The following is an 18,510-nucleotide window of genomic DNA, read 5'->3' as shown; positions in this document are numbered from 1 at the left end:
CTCAAGGTTGTATAAGTGTTAATGCTAATATTGCTTTTAGCGTACCGGGATTAACCGCTGAACTGTCTTTCTTAACGAGCTCGACTTCAAAATCTTTATTTTTATTACCATTTCCAGTTGTAATATAAACAGAACTTGTTCCAGCATTAAAATTAACTAAAGAACAATGCTCACCTTTACAATCGTATAGAGCAAAACTCGCATTAGTTGGATTATTCACCGGCGATATTTTGTTATTTGCAATTTGTGTTCCTGATCCCGCTTTTATAATAACTTCCATATCAGGAGTTTCATCAACATAATCTTGGCAAAGATAATTAACTGAAAAAGGTATTTTGTTTTCCTTTTTTACACCTATTTCATCAACATTTTGCATTAATGTTGATTGAGAAAATTTCACCGCTTGGTCTGATAAAGTAAAAGCACACGTTCCTTTTGTTACTGAGCCTTTTACTATTACAACCGCAGAGTCATCAACAGCACTATATCCATAAAAAGAGATACAAGTTAATAATGCGCCCAATACAATTGGTTTAAAATGTGGCTTTATGTTCATTAAATCCACCTAAATCATCTATTGTACGCCATTGAACACTTCCTTTAGTTACACCTGTAGGTAAGGCATACTTTATCGAACTATAAGGCGCGATCATGGCATTGTTATTGGCTAAACTAACATCTAACTTTATATTGTTGACAGAGAACCCAGCAAAATTGATGTAATAAGGGGAATTATTGACTACTTTTAATTGTTTTCCTTCCACACTAAATCCTAATTTCTTTTGCGCATCCTCTGATGTCATCGGTAAGTTTTTAGGTCGGTAGAAAAGCTTTATGACATTATCAAATCCAACACTTAAGCCCGCTGTGTCAGAATTATTGTTTTGTCCAGGGATCATCTTTGCATGAAAATAAAAAATACTTTCTCTATCTTTCGGTAAAGAATTACTCATGGCATAAATTTTTACTTCATGTCTTGATAAATTATTAATTCTAAAAAGAGGTGGAGTGACTTGAAATACAATTGGGTTTTCATCAGAGGAAATATAGGCTTGTACCAAATAATTTATTTTTGGTTCTTCATTACGAACGATAACACCTACACTATTCTCACCTTCAGGATAAATAATTCGTGTAGCGTTTAAACCCACACCTTTGGAATAAGCAAGTGGTGATATAATCATTAGTAAAATAACAAAAAATTTTCTTATTCTATTTGTATTTTTAATCATTATATTTCTTCTTTAATGAGAGGCTCTATTAGATAGAGCCTCTAAAAATTAAGTAATATTAGTTATAAGCAACAGTAAAAGTAACTGGTACTTTTAATTCATCACTTGTTACTGCACCATTTGTTAAATACAGACCAGCAGTCATCGGAATACGACCAGTACCGTCTTTAATGATCTCTTGTCCTAATACCAGACCTGTTTCAACATTTGGTTTAACTAAAGTATTACTTGCTGTTGCTAACAATTTTACAGCTAAAGAAGCTGCTGTTGCGTTAGCAAACATTTCAGAATCAAAGTTTGATTTATTACCACGAGCATAAAGATTGATTGTTCCATCAGCTGCTAATGCTGCTGTACAATTAGAAAGCTCTAAATTAAACGTCTTGTTATCTCCTAATTGATCACCGACGTTTTTACCAGTCACTTCATCACTTGTGAAGGTACCCCAATCAATTCTAGAACCTTCTGTTGTTGAAGAAACATCACAACTTGCGGCACGAATTAATGCTTCGAATGACACAGTTGTACCCTGTGTTGCAGCAAAAGCATTACCTGCAACCATAAATCCAGACAACACGATAAACGGAGCAACTTTCTTAATTAAAGACATATTGTTACCTTTCGTTTTTTAAATAAATCGCCTATTGGAATTAGTATTATTTCTTAATCATCTTAATTAGATGTGAATTAAGAAAATATATTTTCTAATCCTAATTAAAGAGTAGCACAGCAATCAAAGTTTACTCATAAAGTGAGTTAAAATTGCATAATGATAATTATTTAAAACACTTTATTTATAAAGTGTTTTCTTTATTTTTAGAATATTTAACTAATCTTTAATTGATTATCAATATAATACTCAAAAAATAAAAACATATATTTTTTTATATATAAAGTTTGTTTTTTATATATATAGACATATTTAAACTAATATGAAAAATTATTTAATTTAATTAAAATAGGTAAATACACTTAATTATAAATACTTAAGAATAAACTCAGTTTCCACATAAAATTATTTTTAATTTTTTTATTTGAATAGGTAAATTCACTTAATTTTATTGTATATAAATCAATTAATTGGTTATTTATTATCCTGTTTAATTCTAATACTGTTTATTCAATACAAAAAAATGGCCTCATTTCTGAGGCCATTTTATTTATCATTATGACAATTCTTAGAATATTACTTTTCTGGCATCTGCGGCATTGGACGACGGAAACGACGCGTGATCCACACCATATAAAGTATACCAATAGCGCCCCAAACAAGGCCTAATTCCATAGAACCAGGTTCAAGGTTTATCCACAAGACACCCATTGTCGCTGCTCCAATAATAGGTAATATCAGGTAATTAATGTGATCCATTATTCCTTTATTACGGCGCTCACGAATATAGAACTGTGAAATTACAGACAAGTTCACGAAAGTAAACGCAACCAACGCACCAAAGTTAATTAATGCCGTTGCAGTTACTAAATCGAAGAACACTGCGCCTAAGGCTAAGAAACCCACTAATAATACGTTAAATGCAGGAGTACGCCATTTAGGGTGTACATAGCCAAAAGTCTTCTCTGGGAATACCCCATCACGTCCCATTACATAAAGTAAACGAGCAACACCAGCATGAGCCGCCATACCAGACGCTAATACTGTTACGCAAGAGAACACTAAAATAATGGACTGGAATAAAGCACCTGCAACATACAGCATTATTTCTGGTTGTGATTCTTCTGGATTTTTGAATCGTGAAATATCTGGGAAATACAGTTGTAAAAAGTAAGAAACCGCAATAAAGATAATCCCACCAATCAGCGCTGTTAAGAAAATCGCTTTAGGGATAACTTTACCTGCATTTGGCGTCTCTTCTGACAATGTACTGATACCGTCAAAACCTAAGAATGAGAAGCAGAGTATTGTTGCTCCGGTTATCATAGGTATGACTTGCGCATCAACAGACGCAAATGGTCTAAAGGTCCATAACTCCCCTGCACCTTCTCCATTATATACGCCGTGAATAAGTAACCCTACAAACACAACCATTACTGCAACTTGCACAATAACAATTGCTGTATTTAAGTTAGCAACAACGTTAATACCACGTAGGTTAAAGAACGTCATTAAGGCCACTAAACCAAATACAAAGATCCACGGTTCAACGCCCGGGAATATTGCTTGTAAATAGATTTTCGCCAATAAAATGTTGATCATTGGCATAAATAAATAGTCGAGTAAAGATGACCAACCCACCATAAAGCCCACATAAGGACTCATGGATTTCTGAGCATAAGTATACGCCGAGCCAGCTGATGGAAAGCGCTTAACTAATTTTCCATAACTTACTGCGGTAAATAAAATTGCAATTAAAGCAATTGCATACGATGTTGCTACGTGGCCATTGGTAATGCCAGAAACGATACCAAATGTATCGAAAATAGTCATAGGCTGTAAAAAAGCAAGCCCCATCATGACTACCTGCATTAGTGTCAAGGTTTTACGTAGTTGAACTCGATTGTTAGCACCGGTTTGGTTAGTGCCGATAGAGGAGATGACGTTATCTGACATTCGCGAACCCTCCCATAACTTCGGTTTGAGTATTCAATAAACTCAACCGACAGTTACTGGGAAGACTTCGCATCTGCCTATAAACAGAATAGAATGAAGTTTTTAAGGATGTGTATGTGTTCAGGAGACGCCGTGCTCCGTAGTCATCATTACCGCAGGTGCCGTTTGGCCCGACTGCGAAAGAGAATAATTGTACCATATTAGCATTCCTCTATCATGACAACCCTTTCTCTAAGGGGCTGGCTGCTAATCAAATTATGTTATCTATTCAGACTCAAATGAATCTGACCTCTTGGTGTAGTAATAAGTAAAAATGCAAAAAAAAACCGATGCACTTTAAACGCATCAGTCATATTTTTAGTGGGCGCATTTTGCACGTCTCAGACTTAAATAGCAATACATTTTCATCAAAAAGCCCTCTTTTTTTACGATCTTTTCAATTCGCAAACTAAGTCAACATATAACGCCACATTTAATTAACAATTATTGTGATTTTATCACAAACACTAAGATGTAAACATTTAGGAAGATAGAATTAAAATTAAAAAAATAACCCCTCAACCATTTGATAAATAAAGACTAATAGATAATTTAGAATTACTGTCAATATCAAACCATCAAAATAAAGCATTTAAAATACATTAATAAGATTAATGCTATATTTTTGTTAAAAACCATTTCTATTTTTCAAAAAAACATTTTTTTAATAAAAAACACCTGTTTTTTATAGGTCTATTTCGCACAATAAAAATGTAATTAAACAAATTAAGGAAAAAACGATAAATAATACGTAGAAATAACAATCTAGTAGTCAGAATAAAGCGATTGATAAGATGATTTATAAGCTAAATATAAACCTCAATATTTAAATTTTCCAGTATTAATTTTGAACAAATAAAAAGAAATGAATCATAAAAAAAGACTCCACAAGTGGAGTCTTAATGACACAAACCGAGGGTAATTAATTAGAAGTTGTAGTTCAGACCAATATTGTAACGACGACCTTCTAAGGTTGAACCAAAGTTATCACGTTCAATACGACGGTCAAATACGTTATAAACACCACCAATTACATTTAATTGTTTGGTTAAGCTGTAGCTAGTACCAACATCAACAAATGCATAAGATGGTGTACCATTTGCCATACTGGTGCGTGATAAATAATCCGATGTTTTACCACGGAAGTTAATACGCGCCCATGTTTCCATTTCTGGCGTGGTTTCCCAATTTAGGGTCGCATTAGCCATATGGCGAGGCTGTTTATTTAAAGGCTTACCTTTAAAATCACCGCTTTTTTGCTCAGTATCTGTAAAGGTATAGTTAGCAGCAATATTCCATTCTGGTGAAATAATCCAGTTTCCCGTAACCTCAACACCACGCATATTGGCTTTACCAACGTTTATTCTATCACTAACAAAATCGTATTCTTTGCCGTTACTTAAACCATCTTCAGGTCTATTACAGTCACGTAAATTGACATTCTTTTTATTGCCATTTTTATCTACTGTGCTATCACAACGACGGACTTCTGTGATCTTATCTTTAAATTCAGTATTATAAACGGTTACACTTGCAGATAAATTTTCTCTATTATCCCAGATCAGACTGATTTCTTCCGTAACTGATTTTTCTGGTTTCAAATCTGGGTTACCATAAATCACCCCATTACCATTACGACCACCCGTTGCTTGTCCCCAAGTTTTCGTTGCTTGGCGTAAATCAGGTGAACGATAACCGGTAGAGACTCCACCTTTTAACGTCCATTCATCAGCCATATGCCATACGCCATAAACTCGTGGTGTCCAGTGAGTACCGTAGTTTTCGTCTTTATCCATACGTAGACCGCCAGTTAAAGCGAAATCGTTGGTCATTGCCCATTCATTTTCAGCAAATAGTGCCCAACTATAGCGATCTAATTTATTACCACCATCTATCTTATTACCATCATCTTTAAGTTCTTCATAGCGGTATTGCCCCCCTACACTTAAAGTATGATCCCCTAAAGCAAAGACAGTTTGGTTACGCACAACTGTATCGTCATAATCCATTTTGCGAGATGGATTTCGGTTTTCATCACGCTGAACATAAGTATTCATGGTACCAAAATCATAAACACCATCATGAGTTAATGCATAATGGGTTAATTCGTACTTAGAAAAACCATCAGCAGTATCAGAATAACCTTTGCGGTAATCACGATGCTGATTATCTTTTTTAAATTCAAAATCAATCGTATTTTGCTCATCTGGTGTCCAACTTAATGTACCACCACCACTTGACATAATTTGGCGATTATAACCATCAACGCGTTTATCTTCACCACGATGTGAATATTGGCCTTGAACTTTTAAACCTAAAAGATTTTCAACTAATGGTCCTGCAGCATAGAAACTGCCTTGTCCCGTATTACCTTCGTTTTTACGTTCAGTTAATGTGGTATCTGCACGTAAGCTAAAGTTCCACTCTTTTTGCGCTTTACGAGTGATAATATTGATAACCCCACCCATTGCATCTGAACCATATAAAGAAGACATTGAGCCACGTACAATTTCAATACGTTCAATGGCAGGTAAAGGCGGTAACCAACCTTGTTCAATACCCGAGTTATCACTATTAGGACGCGTTTCACGCGAGGCAATACGCTTACCATCAACCAAGATCATGGTATATTTTGCATCCATACCACGAATACTGATATCAGAACTACTTCCACCGCCTGTCACTAATACGCCAGGAACATCTTTTAGCGCATCAGTTACATCACGATAAGACTTAGTTTCTAATTGTTCACGAGTAACAACAGAAACCGATGCAGGCGCATCTTCAACGGTTTGTTTAAACCCAGAAGCAGTTGTAACAAGTAGTTTTTCTACATTTTCAGCTGTTGCAGTCATAACAAAACTAGATGCAATTGCAGCAACAACACTAAGCGCGATTTTATTTTTATTTAACACTACCATTCCCGATTCTCCAAGAATATATATTCTTTACGTTTTATATAGATGGACAGATCGACAATTGCTCAGAAATTAGGGTAATAATTTAATTACCCTTGGTTATTTTAATATTATTTTTATATCCCTATTTACTGCATCCCTATATTTATTTCTTTTCTCTTTTGCTTCTCTATATTTTATCCACTAAACCATCAATAATAATTTGAGGTATTCCTTGTGAACAATATTCCAATCTACCTTGAACACCGTAAACATCAGCAAGGCTTTGTGCTGTAATAACTTTATCTGGCGCACCTTGCGCAATTAATTGCCCTTGTTTTAACATTAATACATGTTCGCCATGTCGTAAGGCGATATTAATATCGTGGACAACAACAACAGTAATAATATTTCTACGGTGTGTCTCTTTAGCGACTAAATCCATTACATGATATTGGTAATTAAGATCTAATGCGCTCAACGGCTCGTCCAATAATAATAAAGAGGGTTGTCTAATCAATGATTGGGCGAGCCCAACTAATTGTTTTTGGCCACCCGACAACTCATCTAAATAACGTAACGCTAAATGCTCAATACCTAATTGACGTAATAGGTGCATTACCTGAGCTTCACTATGTTCATTATGTAATCCACCGGAAGCACGCTGCGCCACAATAATGGATTCTAAAACATGTAAATGAACACCCGCAGGCAATGTTTGTGGTAAATAGACGACATTTTGAGCTCGTTGTGCGAAATTCATCGAAGCTAGATCATTTCCATCTAAACTGACAACACCTGATGATTTATTTAATCCAGCTAATGCTCTTAATAATGTTGATTTTCCACTCCCATTTGGCCCCAATAGTACGGTAACCTTTCCTTTAGGTAATGGCTCAACATCAAGTGCCTTAATGATGAGATGTTTAGCATAGCCAGCACTAAAATCTTGAATTTTTAATCCTTCAATCATTAGATATTCCCTCTATGACGTAAAATCATGCTGAGGAAAAATGGCACACCCACCAGCGATGTCACGATACCAACAGGAATAATAACACCAGGTATTAAATTTTTAGATGCAATCGACGCCAATGATAAAACTAAAGCACCGATTAATGCGCTTGCTGGTAAATAGAAACGATGATCTTCACCAAACATCATACGGGCAATATGAGGTGCAACTAACCCAATAAAAGCAATAGGTCCAACAAAAGCAACAGCCAGTGCCGTTAAAATACTGATCCGTAACAATGAGCCTAATCTTAAGCGTTTTACATCAATACCAAAGCTAATCGCCCTGTCTTCACCTAATCGCAATGCGGTTAGTTTCCATGAACTTAGCCATGAAATCACCATAATGACAGCAAAAGCCCCAGCCATAACACCAAGTTTTACCCATGTTGCACGCGCTAAACTTCCCATTGTCCAGAAAACAAGTCCTTGAAGAGTGTCTTCTGTCGCAATAAATTGCATCATTGAAACCAATGCGTTGAAAGTAAACACCATGGCAATACCAAAAAGTACAACACCAGATGTCGGAACACGAGTCCAACGTGTAATTCCATCCAATAACAAGGCTGATAACAACGCAAAAAGAAATGCATTGGCTGAAATAAACCATTGATCAGGAATTCCGGGAATACCAATACCGAGCACAATAGCTAATGCCGCACCAAATGATGCCGCATTTGATAAACCTAATGTAAATGGGCTTGCTAAAGGGTTATTTAAAATAGTCTGCATTTCTGCACCAGCTAACCCTAACGACATACCTACCACCACCGCCATTAAGGCATAAGGTAAGCGAATATCCCATACAATCACTCTTGAACCTGCATCAACAAGCTCAGGCTGAAACAGTGTTGTTAATAATTTATCTAGCGATAAACCTGAAGGCCCCATGGTGAAATCTAACACCACCGAACCACAAATAATTAAAACAATCACACCTAACCATAACATGCGCTTACTCATCATTTTCCGATAATGTACTTTTACATTATCGGATGTGCTTTTTGCTTGTTCTTCTGCGGTAAGTCGCTCTGACATAATGCTCATATCAATTGTTGTACCTAGTCTTTTTTTACGTTCTTCTGCTCTTACCTGCGTTTACGTTGGCAAAAGCATACCGTACAACTCATCAGATGCTTTTTATTGCTATGAAGCAAATTATCAATCTGGGACAATTTATCTAACAAAGAAATGAGTCGCTAAATTATTATACGGTGAAACATATTCGCTGTGTAAATTATTACAATGCGATAGGCTATTGATCTGTAATACTGAGAGATAAGAGGACTAATTATTATCAGGCTCATTACATTTAGCATAATATTTACAATCAATAGCGCTGTTATTTTATTAGTTCACAAATTAAATACGCGCTAACAATAAAGCAAATAATAATAATTATCAATACGATTGCTAATATAATTGAAGCTTTTGTATATTTTTTATAATGATTAGATTGGAAAATAAAAAAACGCCCGCTTTAATGTGATTTAGATCACAAAGCGGGCGTCTCAATATACTGAATTATCGGTTATTTTTTATTCGCAATATGTGTTGGAAATTCCATTTCGTTATAACGAATAAAACGAGTTTTCTTCACAATTTTATAAGTAAACCAGATTAACAAAAATAATGGGATACCAATATACGTTGCAATAGCACCATACCAATCAATTGTATCTTCCAAAAACGCTTGGTAATTTTGACCTAATGTAATAATTAGGCACAGTACAAAGGCAAAAATTGGACCAATTGGGAAGAAACCAGAGCGATAAGGTAAATCATTTAAATCACGCCCTTGTGCTACATAACCTTTACGGAAACGATAATGACTAATTGCAATGCCTAACCATGCAATAAAACCCGTCATTCCTGACGTGTTTAATAACCACAAGTAGACAGTTTGGTTTCCATACATTGAGCTTAAGAAACACAGGCCCGCAACAACAGTTGTTGCATAAAGTGCATTACGTGGCACACCATTTTTAGACAATTTGCCAAAACATTTTGGTGCTTTGCCTTCTCTTGCCAGTGTAAATAGCATCCGAGTTGAGGCATACATGCCTGAGTTACCCGCAGAAAGAACCGCCGTTAAAATGACAGCATTCATAATTGCTGCTGCAGACAGTAATCCAGCATTTTTAAAGACTAACGTGAATGGGCTAACGCTGATATCGCCAACATCATTACGTAATAAACTTGGATCAGTATAAGGAATAATTAAGCTAATAATTAGAATAGCAAAGATATAGAACAGCAAAATACGCCAGAAAACTTTACGCACAGCCTTTGGAATATTTTTAGCTGGATCTTTAGATTCTCCCGCCGCGATACCAATTAATTCTGTACCTTGGAATGAGAAACCAACAATCATTGCGACACCAATCATAGCTGCAAATCCACCTGCAAAAGGTGCATCTCCAATTTCCCAGTTATGCCAGCCTGCGTTTTCAGCCCCTTTCATAATACCAGTGATCATCGCAATACCCACAATAATAAAGATAATCACAGTGGAAACTTTGATCAAAGAGAACCAATATTCAGCCTCACCAAATCCTTTTACAGAGATATAGTTAAGCAAGAATATAACGCAAAGGAATAGAGCACTCCAGATCCAACCATCAACATCAGGGAACCAATAGAGCATCACTAATTGTGCAGCAACAAGGTCAACAGCAATAGTAACTGCCCAGTTGTACCAATAGTTCCAACCTAATGCGAAACCAAAGCCTTCTTCTACATACTTAGAACCGTAAGTTGAGAAAGAGCCGGATACGGGCATAAATGCGGCTAACTCACCAAGGCTTGTCATTAGAAAATAGACCATCAGCCCAATTAAAGCATAAGAGAGTAATGCCCCACCTGGCCCTGCTTGAGCAACAGTAGCCCCCGATGCGACAAAAAGTCCTGTACCAATTGAACCACCAATAGCGATCATCGCTAAATGTCGCGCCTTTAATTCTCGGCGCAAAGTCTGCTGTACTGCGCCCGACTTAGCAGTACTTTTTTGTTGTTCTGACATAACATTCCACTTTTATATTCACTTTTCTGACGAGGATTGTAGCAAATCTGTCGTTCGTGAATAGCAAGGATCCATGATTATAAGATACCTTCATAATCGGGCGTCAATTATTAGCAATTTATGAAAAATTGCCGATTAAGTGTTCAGCATTACAATATGTCAGCAATTTTTTCAGTGCATCAGAGACATGTTTTTGGCGATGATAAACCAGATATAAGGTACGTTGTAATGCCAATCCTTCTACTTTTATCTCTTTTAATGAACCGTTATTAATCTGTTCCTCAATAACTCGACGAGATAAACAACTGATACCCATTTCATACATAACTGCGTGTTTTATCGCTTCTGAATTACCTAATTCCATTTCAATGCGATAGCCTGGTAAAGAAGCAAAAAGAAGATGATTAAGAACATCTCGAGTCCCTGAACCATTTTCTCGCAAGATCCAAGGTGCTGATTGTAAATCAGCTAAAGTCACTTTTGCTGCTTTAGCTAAAGGATGATCTGGTGAGCAAAAAATAACCATTTCATCTAGGAGCCATTTTTGACTAATTAACTCAGAACTTTGACAAGCACCTTCAATTAATCCCAAATCAACCCTGAATTCACTCACGAGTTTAACGACTTCTTCTGTATTACCAATGCTCATTTCTAATGGAATATCAGGATAATTACGATGAAAATTACCCAGCATTTTTGGAAGAATGTAATTACCTATTGTGGTACTTGCAGCAATACGTAAGGCACCATTTCCTGCTTGAAATAGTTGTTCAACTTCGATTGCACGTTCAAGTAAAGATAATGCTCTGGGATAAAGTAATCGACCATGTTCATTCGTAACAAGGCGTTTTCCCACCCTATCAAAAAGCTGTACCCCTAATTGGCTTTCTAGATCAGTTAAAGAAGCACTGACAGCAGATTGAGATAGAGCAAGCTGTTGTGATGCTTGCGTTGTAGAACCACTTTTGAGAACTTCAGTAAAGACTTCCAGTTGCCGCAACGTAATTCGCATGTCCATTCCACCTTTGAGCCATCATTGTAATAACATACTATCCACAAACCAGTAACATACCAAGTACATTTAAGAAAATACACACATATTACTTTTACTGGTTATTATTATAAAAATAATGAGTTTAATAAATAAGATTGATTGTTATATGCTTATGCAAAATTCATATAAGCAAGGTTTTTCTATGTCAGAGCAAAGTCAACCTATTACATTGGCGAAAAAATGTTTTACTCCAGTCTATCGCTGGCTTCCTGGTTTATTACTAACAGGTGTATTAACTGCGCTTGCTATTTATGTTGGTGATATTCCTTGGTTTTCTAGTATGGGGTTAGGCGCATTAACGCTGGCGATCTTATTCGGCATTATTATTGGTAATACGCTTTATCCTGTTGCAAAACCTTATAGTGATGACGGTGTCAAATTCGCCAAACACTATTTATTACGCACCGGTATTATTTTGTATGGTTTCAGACTGACGTTTCAGCAAATTGCCGATGTGGGTGCAACGGGTTTAATTATAGATGCAATTATGCTGACATCGACGTTTCTTATTGCAATGTGGATTGGTCGAAAATATTTCGGCTTAGATGAACAAACAGTGATCTTAATTGGTGCGGGTAGCAGTATTTGTGGTGCGGCGGCTGTTATGGCGACAGAGCCGGTTGTTAAAGCACAAGCAAGCCAAGTAGCTGTTGCGGTATCTACTGTTGTGATTTTTGGGACTATTGGTATTTTCCTTTATCCTTGGTTCTATCACTTAAATGCATTTGCTGGCTGGTTACCATTTACAGAAGAAACCTTTGGTATTTTTTCAGGTTCAACCATCCATGAAGTAGCTCAAGTCGTTGCCGTAGGACACTCAATTAGCCCTGACGCTGAAAATGCAGCCGTTATTAGTAAAATGATCCGCGTAATGATGTTGGCACCATTCTTAATTATTCTTTCAACTTATTTAAGTAAAAAGAAAAGCAAGGCAAACAATGGCGCACAAGTAGCTGAAAAAAGCCCAATCACTATTCCTTGGTTTGCCGTATTTTTTATTTTAATGGCTGGCTTTAACTCTTTAAATTTAATTCCAGCGTCTATTGTTAGTTACATTGTTACTATCGATACCATTCTATTAGCAATGGCAATGGTGGCATTAGGTTTAACAACACATATTAGCGCTATCCGACAAGCAGGCGTCAAACCGTTATTGTTAGCTTTATTCTTATTCTTCTGGTTAACCCTTGGTGGTGTGATAATTAATATCTTTATTCAAACTGTGTTGATGCCTTAATAGGAATATCGATAAAAATTCATCCCCTTTAAAATTTCGCCTTGAGAAGTTCTTTTCATTATTGCGCAACTATTCTTAGTTGCGCTTTTTTGCTTTTATCACCTCAATATTATGTTATATGCTGTATGTTTGTTATCATGGTGTAAAATAAATCTAAGGAGAGAAATAATGAAATTTGTTGGCGCACATGTCAGTGCTGCTGGTGGTGTTGATCAGGCGGTATTACGCGCACATGAAATCAAAGCCACTGCGTTTGCTCTTTTTACTAAAAACCAGCGCCAGTGGAAAGCCGCACCATTATCCACAGAAGTCATTGATAAATTTAAAAAGAACTGTGAACTTTATGGTTATGGCCCTTCTCAAATTTTACCCCATGACAGTTATCTAATTAATTTAGGCCATCCTGAAGAAGAAGCGCTTGAAAAATCAAGAGACGCATTTCTAGATGAAATGCAACGTTGCGAACAACTTGGCATTGAATTACTTAATTTTCATCCTGGTAGCCACTTAAATAAAATTGATGTTGATAAGTGCTTACAAAAAATAGCTCAGTCAATCAACATCACTTTAGAAAAAACAAAAAATGTTACTGCCGTTATTGAAAATACAGCTGGCCAAGGCACTAATTTGGGTTATCGTTTCGAACATCTTGCGGCGATTATTGACGGTGTTGAAGATAAATCTCGCGTTGGTGTTTGTATTGATACTTGTCACACCTTCGCTGCTGGTTATGATTTAAGAACCCATGAAGAGTGTGAAAAAACCTTTGCAGAATTTGAAAAAATCGTCGGCTTTCAATACTTAAAAGCGATGCACTTAAATGATGCTAAAAGTGAACTAGCAAGTCGAGTTGACCGTCACCATAGCTTAGGCGAAGGTAATATTGGTAAAGTACCTTTTAGCTATATTATGCAGGATAAGCGTTTTGATGGTATTCCACTAATTTTAGAAACAATTAATCCTGATATTTGGCCTGATGAAATTGCCTGGTTAAAATCACAACAAACCTAAATTTGGTATTCTTTGCGGTTTATCTCAAAATAAACCGCAAAGAGCATTATTTAATTGGTGTTAACTCAATTTTAGTCATCATCTGAGCAAGTTGACTTCTATCTTTAATTCCAACATCAGGCTGACTCACAGATAACGCAGAGATGGCCGTTGCTAAACGTAGCGTATGTTCACTAGTTTGGCTCATCAATAAACCGTAAACTAATCCCGCAACCATAGAATCACCAGCTCCCACAGTGCTTACGACATCACAATACGGTGGTTTAGCTAGCCAAGCACCTGAAGCATTTACCCATAATGCCCCCCTTTCTCCTAATGAAATAACAACATGTGCAATGCCCTTATCCCTCAATTGATGCGCTGCTTTAATAATATCTGTCATTTCAGTCAGTGAATGTCCAACCCAGGCTTCTAACTCCCTATGATTCGGTTTTATTAACCAAGGTGCGGCTTTTAATCCCGCCACTAATGCATCACGACTACTATCAAAAATAATACAAGGGCACAACTGCCTTAATTTAATCATCCACTGTGTAAAAGCTTCAGGATCAACACCATTCGGTAGGCTGCCACTAACAACCACCATATCAAAATGCCCCAGCCAATTAAGTGAGTCTACTGCAAAGCGTTGCCAATCTTGTGGTGATACTGTAAACCCTGAAAAATTAAAATCAGTAACCTGCCCTTTTCCTTCCGTCAATTTCACATTAATACGTGTACGGCCAGATACCAGATAAAAACGGTTAGCCATCCCATTTTCACTAAAAAAATGCTGAAACTCTTCTTGATTTTCGCGTCCCATAAATCCGCTGACGGTAATATCTATCCCCAAATCACGCAAGACTTTCGCGACATTATTACCTTTCCCTGCGGGATTAAGTCCAGCTGTTCGGACTAAATTAACACCACCTACGTCAATCGCTGAACAAGTACCAACAAGATCATAGGCAGGATTTAAAGTGATCGTAGCGACACGGCGACTCATGTCTTTACTCTCCAATCGTTTTTATTATGAATATTTAGGGGCTATATATAGCACTAATTAACCTTTAATTCAGTGAAATTGCATCAGTTCTCCTTGACTCTTACTCTTCGCCAAGGACAATAACGCTCATAAAAAATGACTTAGCTATCCGTTATCAATAACTATATAAAAAATAAGGAGCCTAGAATGTCAGTTGTGGTCGGTGTTGGCGTGATTATTGTAAATGAAAAAGGTGAAGTGTTATTAGGAAAACGCTGTGGCACACACGCACCTTATTGGTCAATTTTTGGTGGTCATGTCGATGATGGTGAAACTTTTGAACAATGCGCCATTCGCGAAATAAAAGAAGAAATTGGCATTACTATTACATCACCTAAAGTAATTGGTATTAGTAATAACTTAGAAACTTACCAATTAGAAGGTAAACACACAGTTTCTATTTGCATGATTGCACAATACCAAGGCGATGAGCCCAAATTAATGGAGCCAGACAAATGTTCTGAGATCCGCTGGTGTTCACCGAATGATTTACCTGAACCTCATTTTGAAGCCAGCCGTAATTCCATTACATTATGGAAAAACAAACAGTTTTACCAAGGCTAATTTTCTCCTATCACTTTCATTATTCTGAATAATTTTTGTTCAGAATAATGGTTTCAACGTTTAATCTTGCTTAAAAAACCACTTATTTAACTCTCAATTTCTTTATCATTTCTGATAATGCTTACACTAATCTATTGATTTATATGATCGCCCCCTTCTACTGTATTATTTTTACTCACTTTTTTCTTTTATAAAGCACAATAACCTCTATTTACACTCTGAATACAAACGTGTATTCTTTACACCATCAAGCTAGTACATTGAGTCAATTTAATAAGGACATCTTATGTCAGAAGTCACATCAATAACAAAGCGTCCATCCATACTTGGTGGCGCAATGATCATTGCAGGCACCGCTGTCGGTGCTGGCATGTTTTCCATTCCGATTGTGACTTCCGGTGTCTGGTTTACCGGGTCTATTTTTTTGTTAATTTATACTTGGTTTTGCCTATTTATGTCGGGATTAATGATCTTAGAAGTGAATCTTCATTATCCTCTAGGTTCAAGTTTTCACACCATCACCAAAGATCTATTAGGAAAAGGCTGGAGCACTATTAATGGGCTTTCCATTGCGTTTGTTCTTTATATTTTAACTTACGCTTATATTTCTGCGGGTAGCTCCATTATCGTACAAAATTTTGCAGGCATCATCAGTGTATCGCAAGCTATTGCGGGCTTAGTCTTTGCATTAATTGTTGCCTTCTTTGTTTGGTTATCAACACGTGCAGTGGATAGATTAAGCACCATTTTAATTGGCGGTATGGTAATTGCTTTTGTATTAGCCATTGGTGGATTATTTACAGAAGTAAAAATGCCTGTGTTATTTAATACAAATGAAAGTAATGCGAGTTACTTGCCTTATGCTTTAGCTGCACTCCCTTACTTACTGACCTCATTTGGTTATCATGGCAATATTCCAGGCTTAGTAACGTATTACCGTAAAGATGGCAAAGCCGTCATGAAAAGCTTGTTGATTGGTACACTGATTTCACTGGCAATTTATATTTTATGGCAGTTTGTTGTACAAGGTAATATTCCTCGTGAAGGATTCAAGCAAGTCATTGCTGATGGTGGGAATATTGGTAATTTATTAGCACAAATGCGTTCAACAACTGCCAATGCGACTGTATCACTGTTACTAGATTTGTTCTCTTATATGGCATTAGCAAGCTCATTCTTAGGTGTTTCATTAGGATTATTCGATTACTTAGCGGATTTCTTTAAATTTTCCAATACAGGAAGTGGTCGATTTAAATCTGCACTTGTGACGTTTATACCACCGACTATTTTAGCTATTATTTTCCCTGATGGTTTCTTATATGCCATTGGATTTGCAGGACTCGCAGCAACTATTTGGGCTGCAATTATTCCAGCCTTAATGGCAAAAGCCAGTCGCCAACGTCATCAAGGTCAGAGCTTTAAGGCTCCAGGTGGTATGTTTATGATTGGATTTGTTATTTTGTTTGGCATCATCAATGCTAGCGCACATATTTTAGCAAACTTTAATCTTCTTCCTATCTACCGCTAATCACTTCACTAAAAGCCAGCATTGCTGGCTTTATTTTTTCATCAAATCTTATAAAAAAATTACGTGAATAACTTGCCAAGTTTCTGCACTGCGAGTAATTTTGTCGCCATTATCATCAATGTTATTTAATGGAAGGTTTTATATGGCAAAAGCCAATGAAATTAAGCGTGGTATGGCTGTTAGTTATAACAACAAATTATTACTGGTAAAAGATATCGATATTCAAGCACCAAGTGCTCGAGGCGCAAGTACTCTGTATAAAATGCGTTTTACCGATATCCGTACAGGCCAAAAAGTAGAAGAACGTTTTAAAGGCGATGATATGGTTGATACCATCAACTTAACTCGCCGTGCTGTTAGCTTTTCTTACATTGATGGTGATGAGTATATCTTTATGGACAACGAAGATTACACTCCTTATACCTTCAAAAAAGATCAAATCGAAGATGAATTACTGTTTATTCCTGAAGAAGGCTTAGCGGGAATGCAAGTATTAACAATGGATGGTCAGGTTTTAGCATTAGAGCTGCCACAAACTGTTGATATGGAAATTGTTGAAACTGTTCCAGGTATTAAAGGTGCATCAGCAAGTGCGCGTACTAAACCGGCAACATTACCAACAGGATTAGTTATTCAGGTTCCTGAGTATCTTTCTACTGGCGATAAAGTGCGTATCCATATTGCAGAACGTCGCTATATGGGACGAGCTGACTAATCAATAGTCAAAACATCTACTCATTAGCGTATTGCTAATGTTGCTCTAAATAGGTCAGATAATCGTAAGAAACCCAATGTGACAAACGATTATTTGACTTGTTTATCTTTGTTACTTTTATCTACACCCCATTGATGCTTTAAAAGTATTGAACGTCAATAACGCCATTTTTTTGCGTATCATCCATCCAACGGATCTCTGCTTGGCCCATATCTTGAGGCAAAATAATCATTTGTTGGGATTTATCAAAAGAAGCAGGAACAATGGATTGAGTAGATGTAAACACTTTGTTGTGTTTGTAACACTGGTATTCAGCTTTATCTAATGTGAAATTCATTTCACACGCAGGATCAACAATCGCACCCCGCAGATAAATCTGACCTGTTGTTTGCATGGGATCAGATGCCCAAGCTAATGATATCGAACTGGAAACGAGAAGACTGCATACTACGGTCAGATATTTTCTCATAACGACCTCACTTCTTGTTTGCGCTAGCAGGTATGAGGATCACACCCACCCGACATATTTTCATCATAGCAATAAAATATGACATTCATATAGACATAAGAAGAATATTTGATGTCTATCAAATATAAGTGTTCGATG

General features: G+C 36.6%; 17 protein-coding genes. 5 read left to right on the top strand and 12 right to left on the bottom strand.

Annotation, left to right across the window (positions count from 1 at the left end; all coding sequences use genetic code 11):
* Position 1: 1 nt before the first annotated feature.
* The 10 genes from LG402_RS07300 to yieE form a co-directional block, all read right to left on the bottom strand.
* Positions 2-556, bottom strand: coding sequence for a fimbrial protein (locus tag LG402_RS07300; protein ID WP_166540627.1), 555 nt, complete (start codon positions 554-556; stop codon positions 2-4).
* Positions 534-1,232: a molecular chaperone gene (locus tag LG402_RS07295; RefSeq protein WP_166540628.1), complete on the bottom strand. Its 699-nt coding sequence runs from the start codon at positions 1,230-1,232 to the stop codon at positions 534-536. Before LG402_RS07295 ends, LG402_RS07300 begins: the two co-directional genes overlap by 23 nt.
* A 58-nt stretch (positions 1,233-1,290) precedes the next feature.
* Complete coding sequence (locus LG402_RS07290; RefSeq protein ID WP_109408894.1) at positions 1,291-1,842, bottom strand: fimbrial protein; 552 nt, start codon at positions 1,840-1,842, stop codon at positions 1,291-1,293.
* Between the two features lie 576 nt (positions 1,843-2,418).
* Positions 2,419-3,798: an APC family permease gene (locus LG402_RS07285; protein WP_166540629.1), complete on the bottom strand. Its 1,380-nt coding sequence runs from the start codon at positions 3,796-3,798 to the stop codon at positions 2,419-2,421.
* Complete coding sequence (locus tag LG402_RS22335; RefSeq protein ID WP_071788546.1) at positions 3,788-3,997, bottom strand: hypothetical protein; 210 nt, start codon at positions 3,995-3,997, stop codon at positions 3,788-3,790. Before LG402_RS22335 ends, LG402_RS07285 begins: the two co-directional genes overlap by 11 nt.
* A 766-nt stretch (positions 3,998-4,763) precedes the next feature.
* A complete protein-coding gene (locus LG402_RS07280; RefSeq protein WP_166540630.1) occupies positions 4,764-6,758 on the bottom strand; it encodes a ligand-gated channel protein in 1,995 nt (664 codons plus the stop codon).
* Between the two features lie 166 nt (positions 6,759-6,924).
* Complete coding sequence (locus LG402_RS07275; RefSeq protein WP_166540631.1) at positions 6,925-7,707, bottom strand: ABC transporter ATP-binding protein; 783 nt, start codon at positions 7,705-7,707, stop codon at positions 6,925-6,927.
* Positions 7,707-8,714 (bottom strand): FecCD family ABC transporter permease, encoded by a 1,008-nt coding sequence (locus LG402_RS07270; RefSeq protein ID WP_409076910.1) that lies wholly within the window; start codon positions 8,712-8,714, stop codon positions 7,707-7,709. The genes LG402_RS07275 and LG402_RS07270 overlap by 1 nt, the downstream gene beginning before the upstream one ends.
* A gap of 565 nt (positions 8,715-9,279) precedes the next feature.
* Positions 9,280-10,770 carry an amino acid permease gene (locus LG402_RS07265; RefSeq protein ID WP_166540633.1) on the bottom strand — a complete coding sequence of 497 codons (1,491 nt, stop codon included), beginning with the start codon at positions 10,768-10,770 and terminating at the stop codon, positions 9,280-9,282.
* A 118-nt stretch (positions 10,771-10,888) separates the two neighbouring features.
* A complete protein-coding gene (gene yieE, locus LG402_RS07260) occupies positions 10,889-11,782 on the bottom strand; it encodes a DNA-binding transcriptional regulator YeiE (protein WP_109408888.1) in 894 nt (297 codons plus the stop codon).
* Positions 11,783-11,966: 184 nt separating this feature from the next.
* Between yieE and LG402_RS07255 the strand changes: the two genes are divergently transcribed.
* Both LG402_RS07255 and nfo read left to right on the top strand, forming a co-directional pair.
* Positions 11,967-13,061 (top strand): YeiH family protein, encoded by a 1,095-nt coding sequence (locus LG402_RS07255; RefSeq protein ID WP_227336697.1) that lies wholly within the window; start codon positions 11,967-11,969, stop codon positions 13,059-13,061.
* A 168-nt stretch (positions 13,062-13,229) separates the two neighbouring features.
* The gene (gene nfo / locus LG402_RS07250) at positions 13,230-14,072 is read left to right on the top strand and encodes a deoxyribonuclease IV (RefSeq protein WP_166540635.1); all 843 of its coding nucleotides are present in this window, start codon (positions 13,230-13,232) and stop codon (positions 14,070-14,072) included.
* Positions 14,073-14,118: 46 nt separating this feature from the next.
* Here nfo and fruK read toward each other — a convergent pair whose 3' ends face one another.
* The gene (fruK, locus tag LG402_RS07245; RefSeq protein WP_227336696.1) at positions 14,119-15,057 is read right to left on the bottom strand and encodes a 1-phosphofructokinase; all 939 of its coding nucleotides are present in this window, start codon (positions 15,055-15,057) and stop codon (positions 14,119-14,121) included.
* Positions 15,058-15,243: 186 nt separating this feature from the next.
* On the opposite strand from fruK, the gene LG402_RS07240 reads away from it, so the two are divergent.
* The 3 genes from LG402_RS07240 to yeiP all read left to right on the top strand — a co-directional run bounded on the left by LG402_RS07240 (position 15,244) and on the right by yeiP (position 17,903).
* Entirely contained in the window at positions 15,244-15,660 is a 417-nt protein-coding gene (locus LG402_RS07240; RefSeq protein WP_109408884.1) for a nucleotide triphosphate diphosphatase NUDT15, read from the top strand.
* A 286-nt stretch (positions 15,661-15,946) separates the two neighbouring features.
* Complete coding sequence (gene mtr / locus LG402_RS07235) at positions 15,947-17,188, top strand: tryptophan permease (RefSeq protein ID WP_109408883.1); 1,242 nt, start codon at positions 15,947-15,949, stop codon at positions 17,186-17,188.
* A gap of 142 nt (positions 17,189-17,330) precedes the next feature.
* Positions 17,331-17,903, top strand: coding sequence for an elongation factor P-like protein YeiP (gene yeiP / locus LG402_RS07230; protein WP_072069938.1), 573 nt, complete (start codon positions 17,331-17,333; stop codon positions 17,901-17,903).
* A gap of 139 nt (positions 17,904-18,042) precedes the next feature.
* On the opposite strand, the gene LG402_RS07225 is transcribed toward yeiP, so the two are convergent.
* Positions 18,043-18,372 carry a hypothetical protein gene (locus LG402_RS07225; RefSeq protein WP_109408882.1) on the bottom strand — a complete coding sequence of 110 codons (330 nt, stop codon included), beginning with the start codon at positions 18,370-18,372 and terminating at the stop codon, positions 18,043-18,045.
* Positions 18,373-18,510 lie beyond the last annotated feature (138 nt).

It is taken from the genome of Proteus sp. NMG38-2 (genome assembly GCF_020640995.1).
In the GTDB taxonomy this organism is placed as follows: domain Bacteria; phylum Pseudomonadota; class Gammaproteobacteria; order Enterobacterales; family Enterobacteriaceae; genus Proteus.
Note: the sequence above shows the minus strand (reverse complement) of the source record. Positions and strands in the feature narration are given on the sequence as shown.

Excerpts from the sequence above, each read along its gene's own strand:
- LG402_RS07300 (WP_166540627.1), bottom strand. The coding sequence starts at position 556 with ATGAACATAAAGCCACATTTTAAACCAATTGTATTGGGCGCATTATTA.
- LG402_RS07240 (WP_109408884.1), top strand. The coding sequence starts at position 15,244 with ATGTCAGTTGTGGTCGGTGTTGGCGTGATTATTGTAAATGAAAAAGGT.
- LG402_RS07285 (WP_166540629.1), bottom strand. The coding sequence starts at position 3,798 with ATGTCAGATAACGTCATCTCCTCTATCGGCACTAACCAAACCGGTGCT.
- LG402_RS07290 (WP_109408894.1), bottom strand. The coding sequence starts at position 1,842 with ATGTCTTTAATTAAGAAAGTTGCTCCGTTTATCGTGTTGTCTGGATTT.
- LG402_RS07270 (WP_409076910.1), bottom strand. The coding sequence starts at position 8,714 with ATGATGAGTAAGCGCATGTTATGGTTAGGTGTGATTGTTTTAATTATT.
- LG402_RS07265 (WP_166540633.1), bottom strand. The coding sequence starts at position 10,770 with ATGTCAGAACAACAAAAAAGTACTGCTAAGTCGGGCGCAGTACAGCAG.
- LG402_RS07275 (WP_166540631.1), bottom strand. The coding sequence starts at position 7,707 with ATGATTGAAGGATTAAAAATTCAAGATTTTAGTGCTGGCTATGCTAAA.
- LG402_RS07295 (WP_166540628.1), bottom strand. The coding sequence starts at position 1,232 with ATGATTAAAAATACAAATAGAATAAGAAAATTTTTTGTTATTTTACTA.
- fruK (WP_227336696.1), bottom strand. The coding sequence starts at position 15,057 with ATGAGTCGCCGTGTCGCTACGATCACTTTAAATCCTGCCTATGATCTT.
- LG402_RS22335 (WP_071788546.1), bottom strand. The coding sequence starts at position 3,997 with ATGGTACAATTATTCTCTTTCGCAGTCGGGCCAAACGGCACCTGCGGT.
- LG402_RS07225 (WP_109408882.1), bottom strand. The coding sequence starts at position 18,372 with ATGAGAAAATATCTGACCGTAGTATGCAGTCTTCTCGTTTCCAGTTCG.
- mtr (WP_109408883.1), top strand. The coding sequence starts at position 15,947 with ATGTCAGAAGTCACATCAATAACAAAGCGTCCATCCATACTTGGTGGC.
- yieE (WP_109408888.1), bottom strand. The coding sequence starts at position 11,782 with ATGCGAATTACGTTGCGGCAACTGGAAGTCTTTACTGAAGTTCTCAAA.
- LG402_RS07280 (WP_166540630.1), bottom strand. The coding sequence starts at position 6,758 with ATGGTAGTGTTAAATAAAAATAAAATCGCGCTTAGTGTTGTTGCTGCA.
- yeiP (WP_072069938.1), top strand. The coding sequence starts at position 17,331 with ATGGCAAAAGCCAATGAAATTAAGCGTGGTATGGCTGTTAGTTATAAC.
- nfo (WP_166540635.1), top strand. The coding sequence starts at position 13,230 with ATGAAATTTGTTGGCGCACATGTCAGTGCTGCTGGTGGTGTTGATCAG.
- LG402_RS07255 (WP_227336697.1), top strand. The coding sequence starts at position 11,967 with ATGTCAGAGCAAAGTCAACCTATTACATTGGCGAAAAAATGTTTTACT.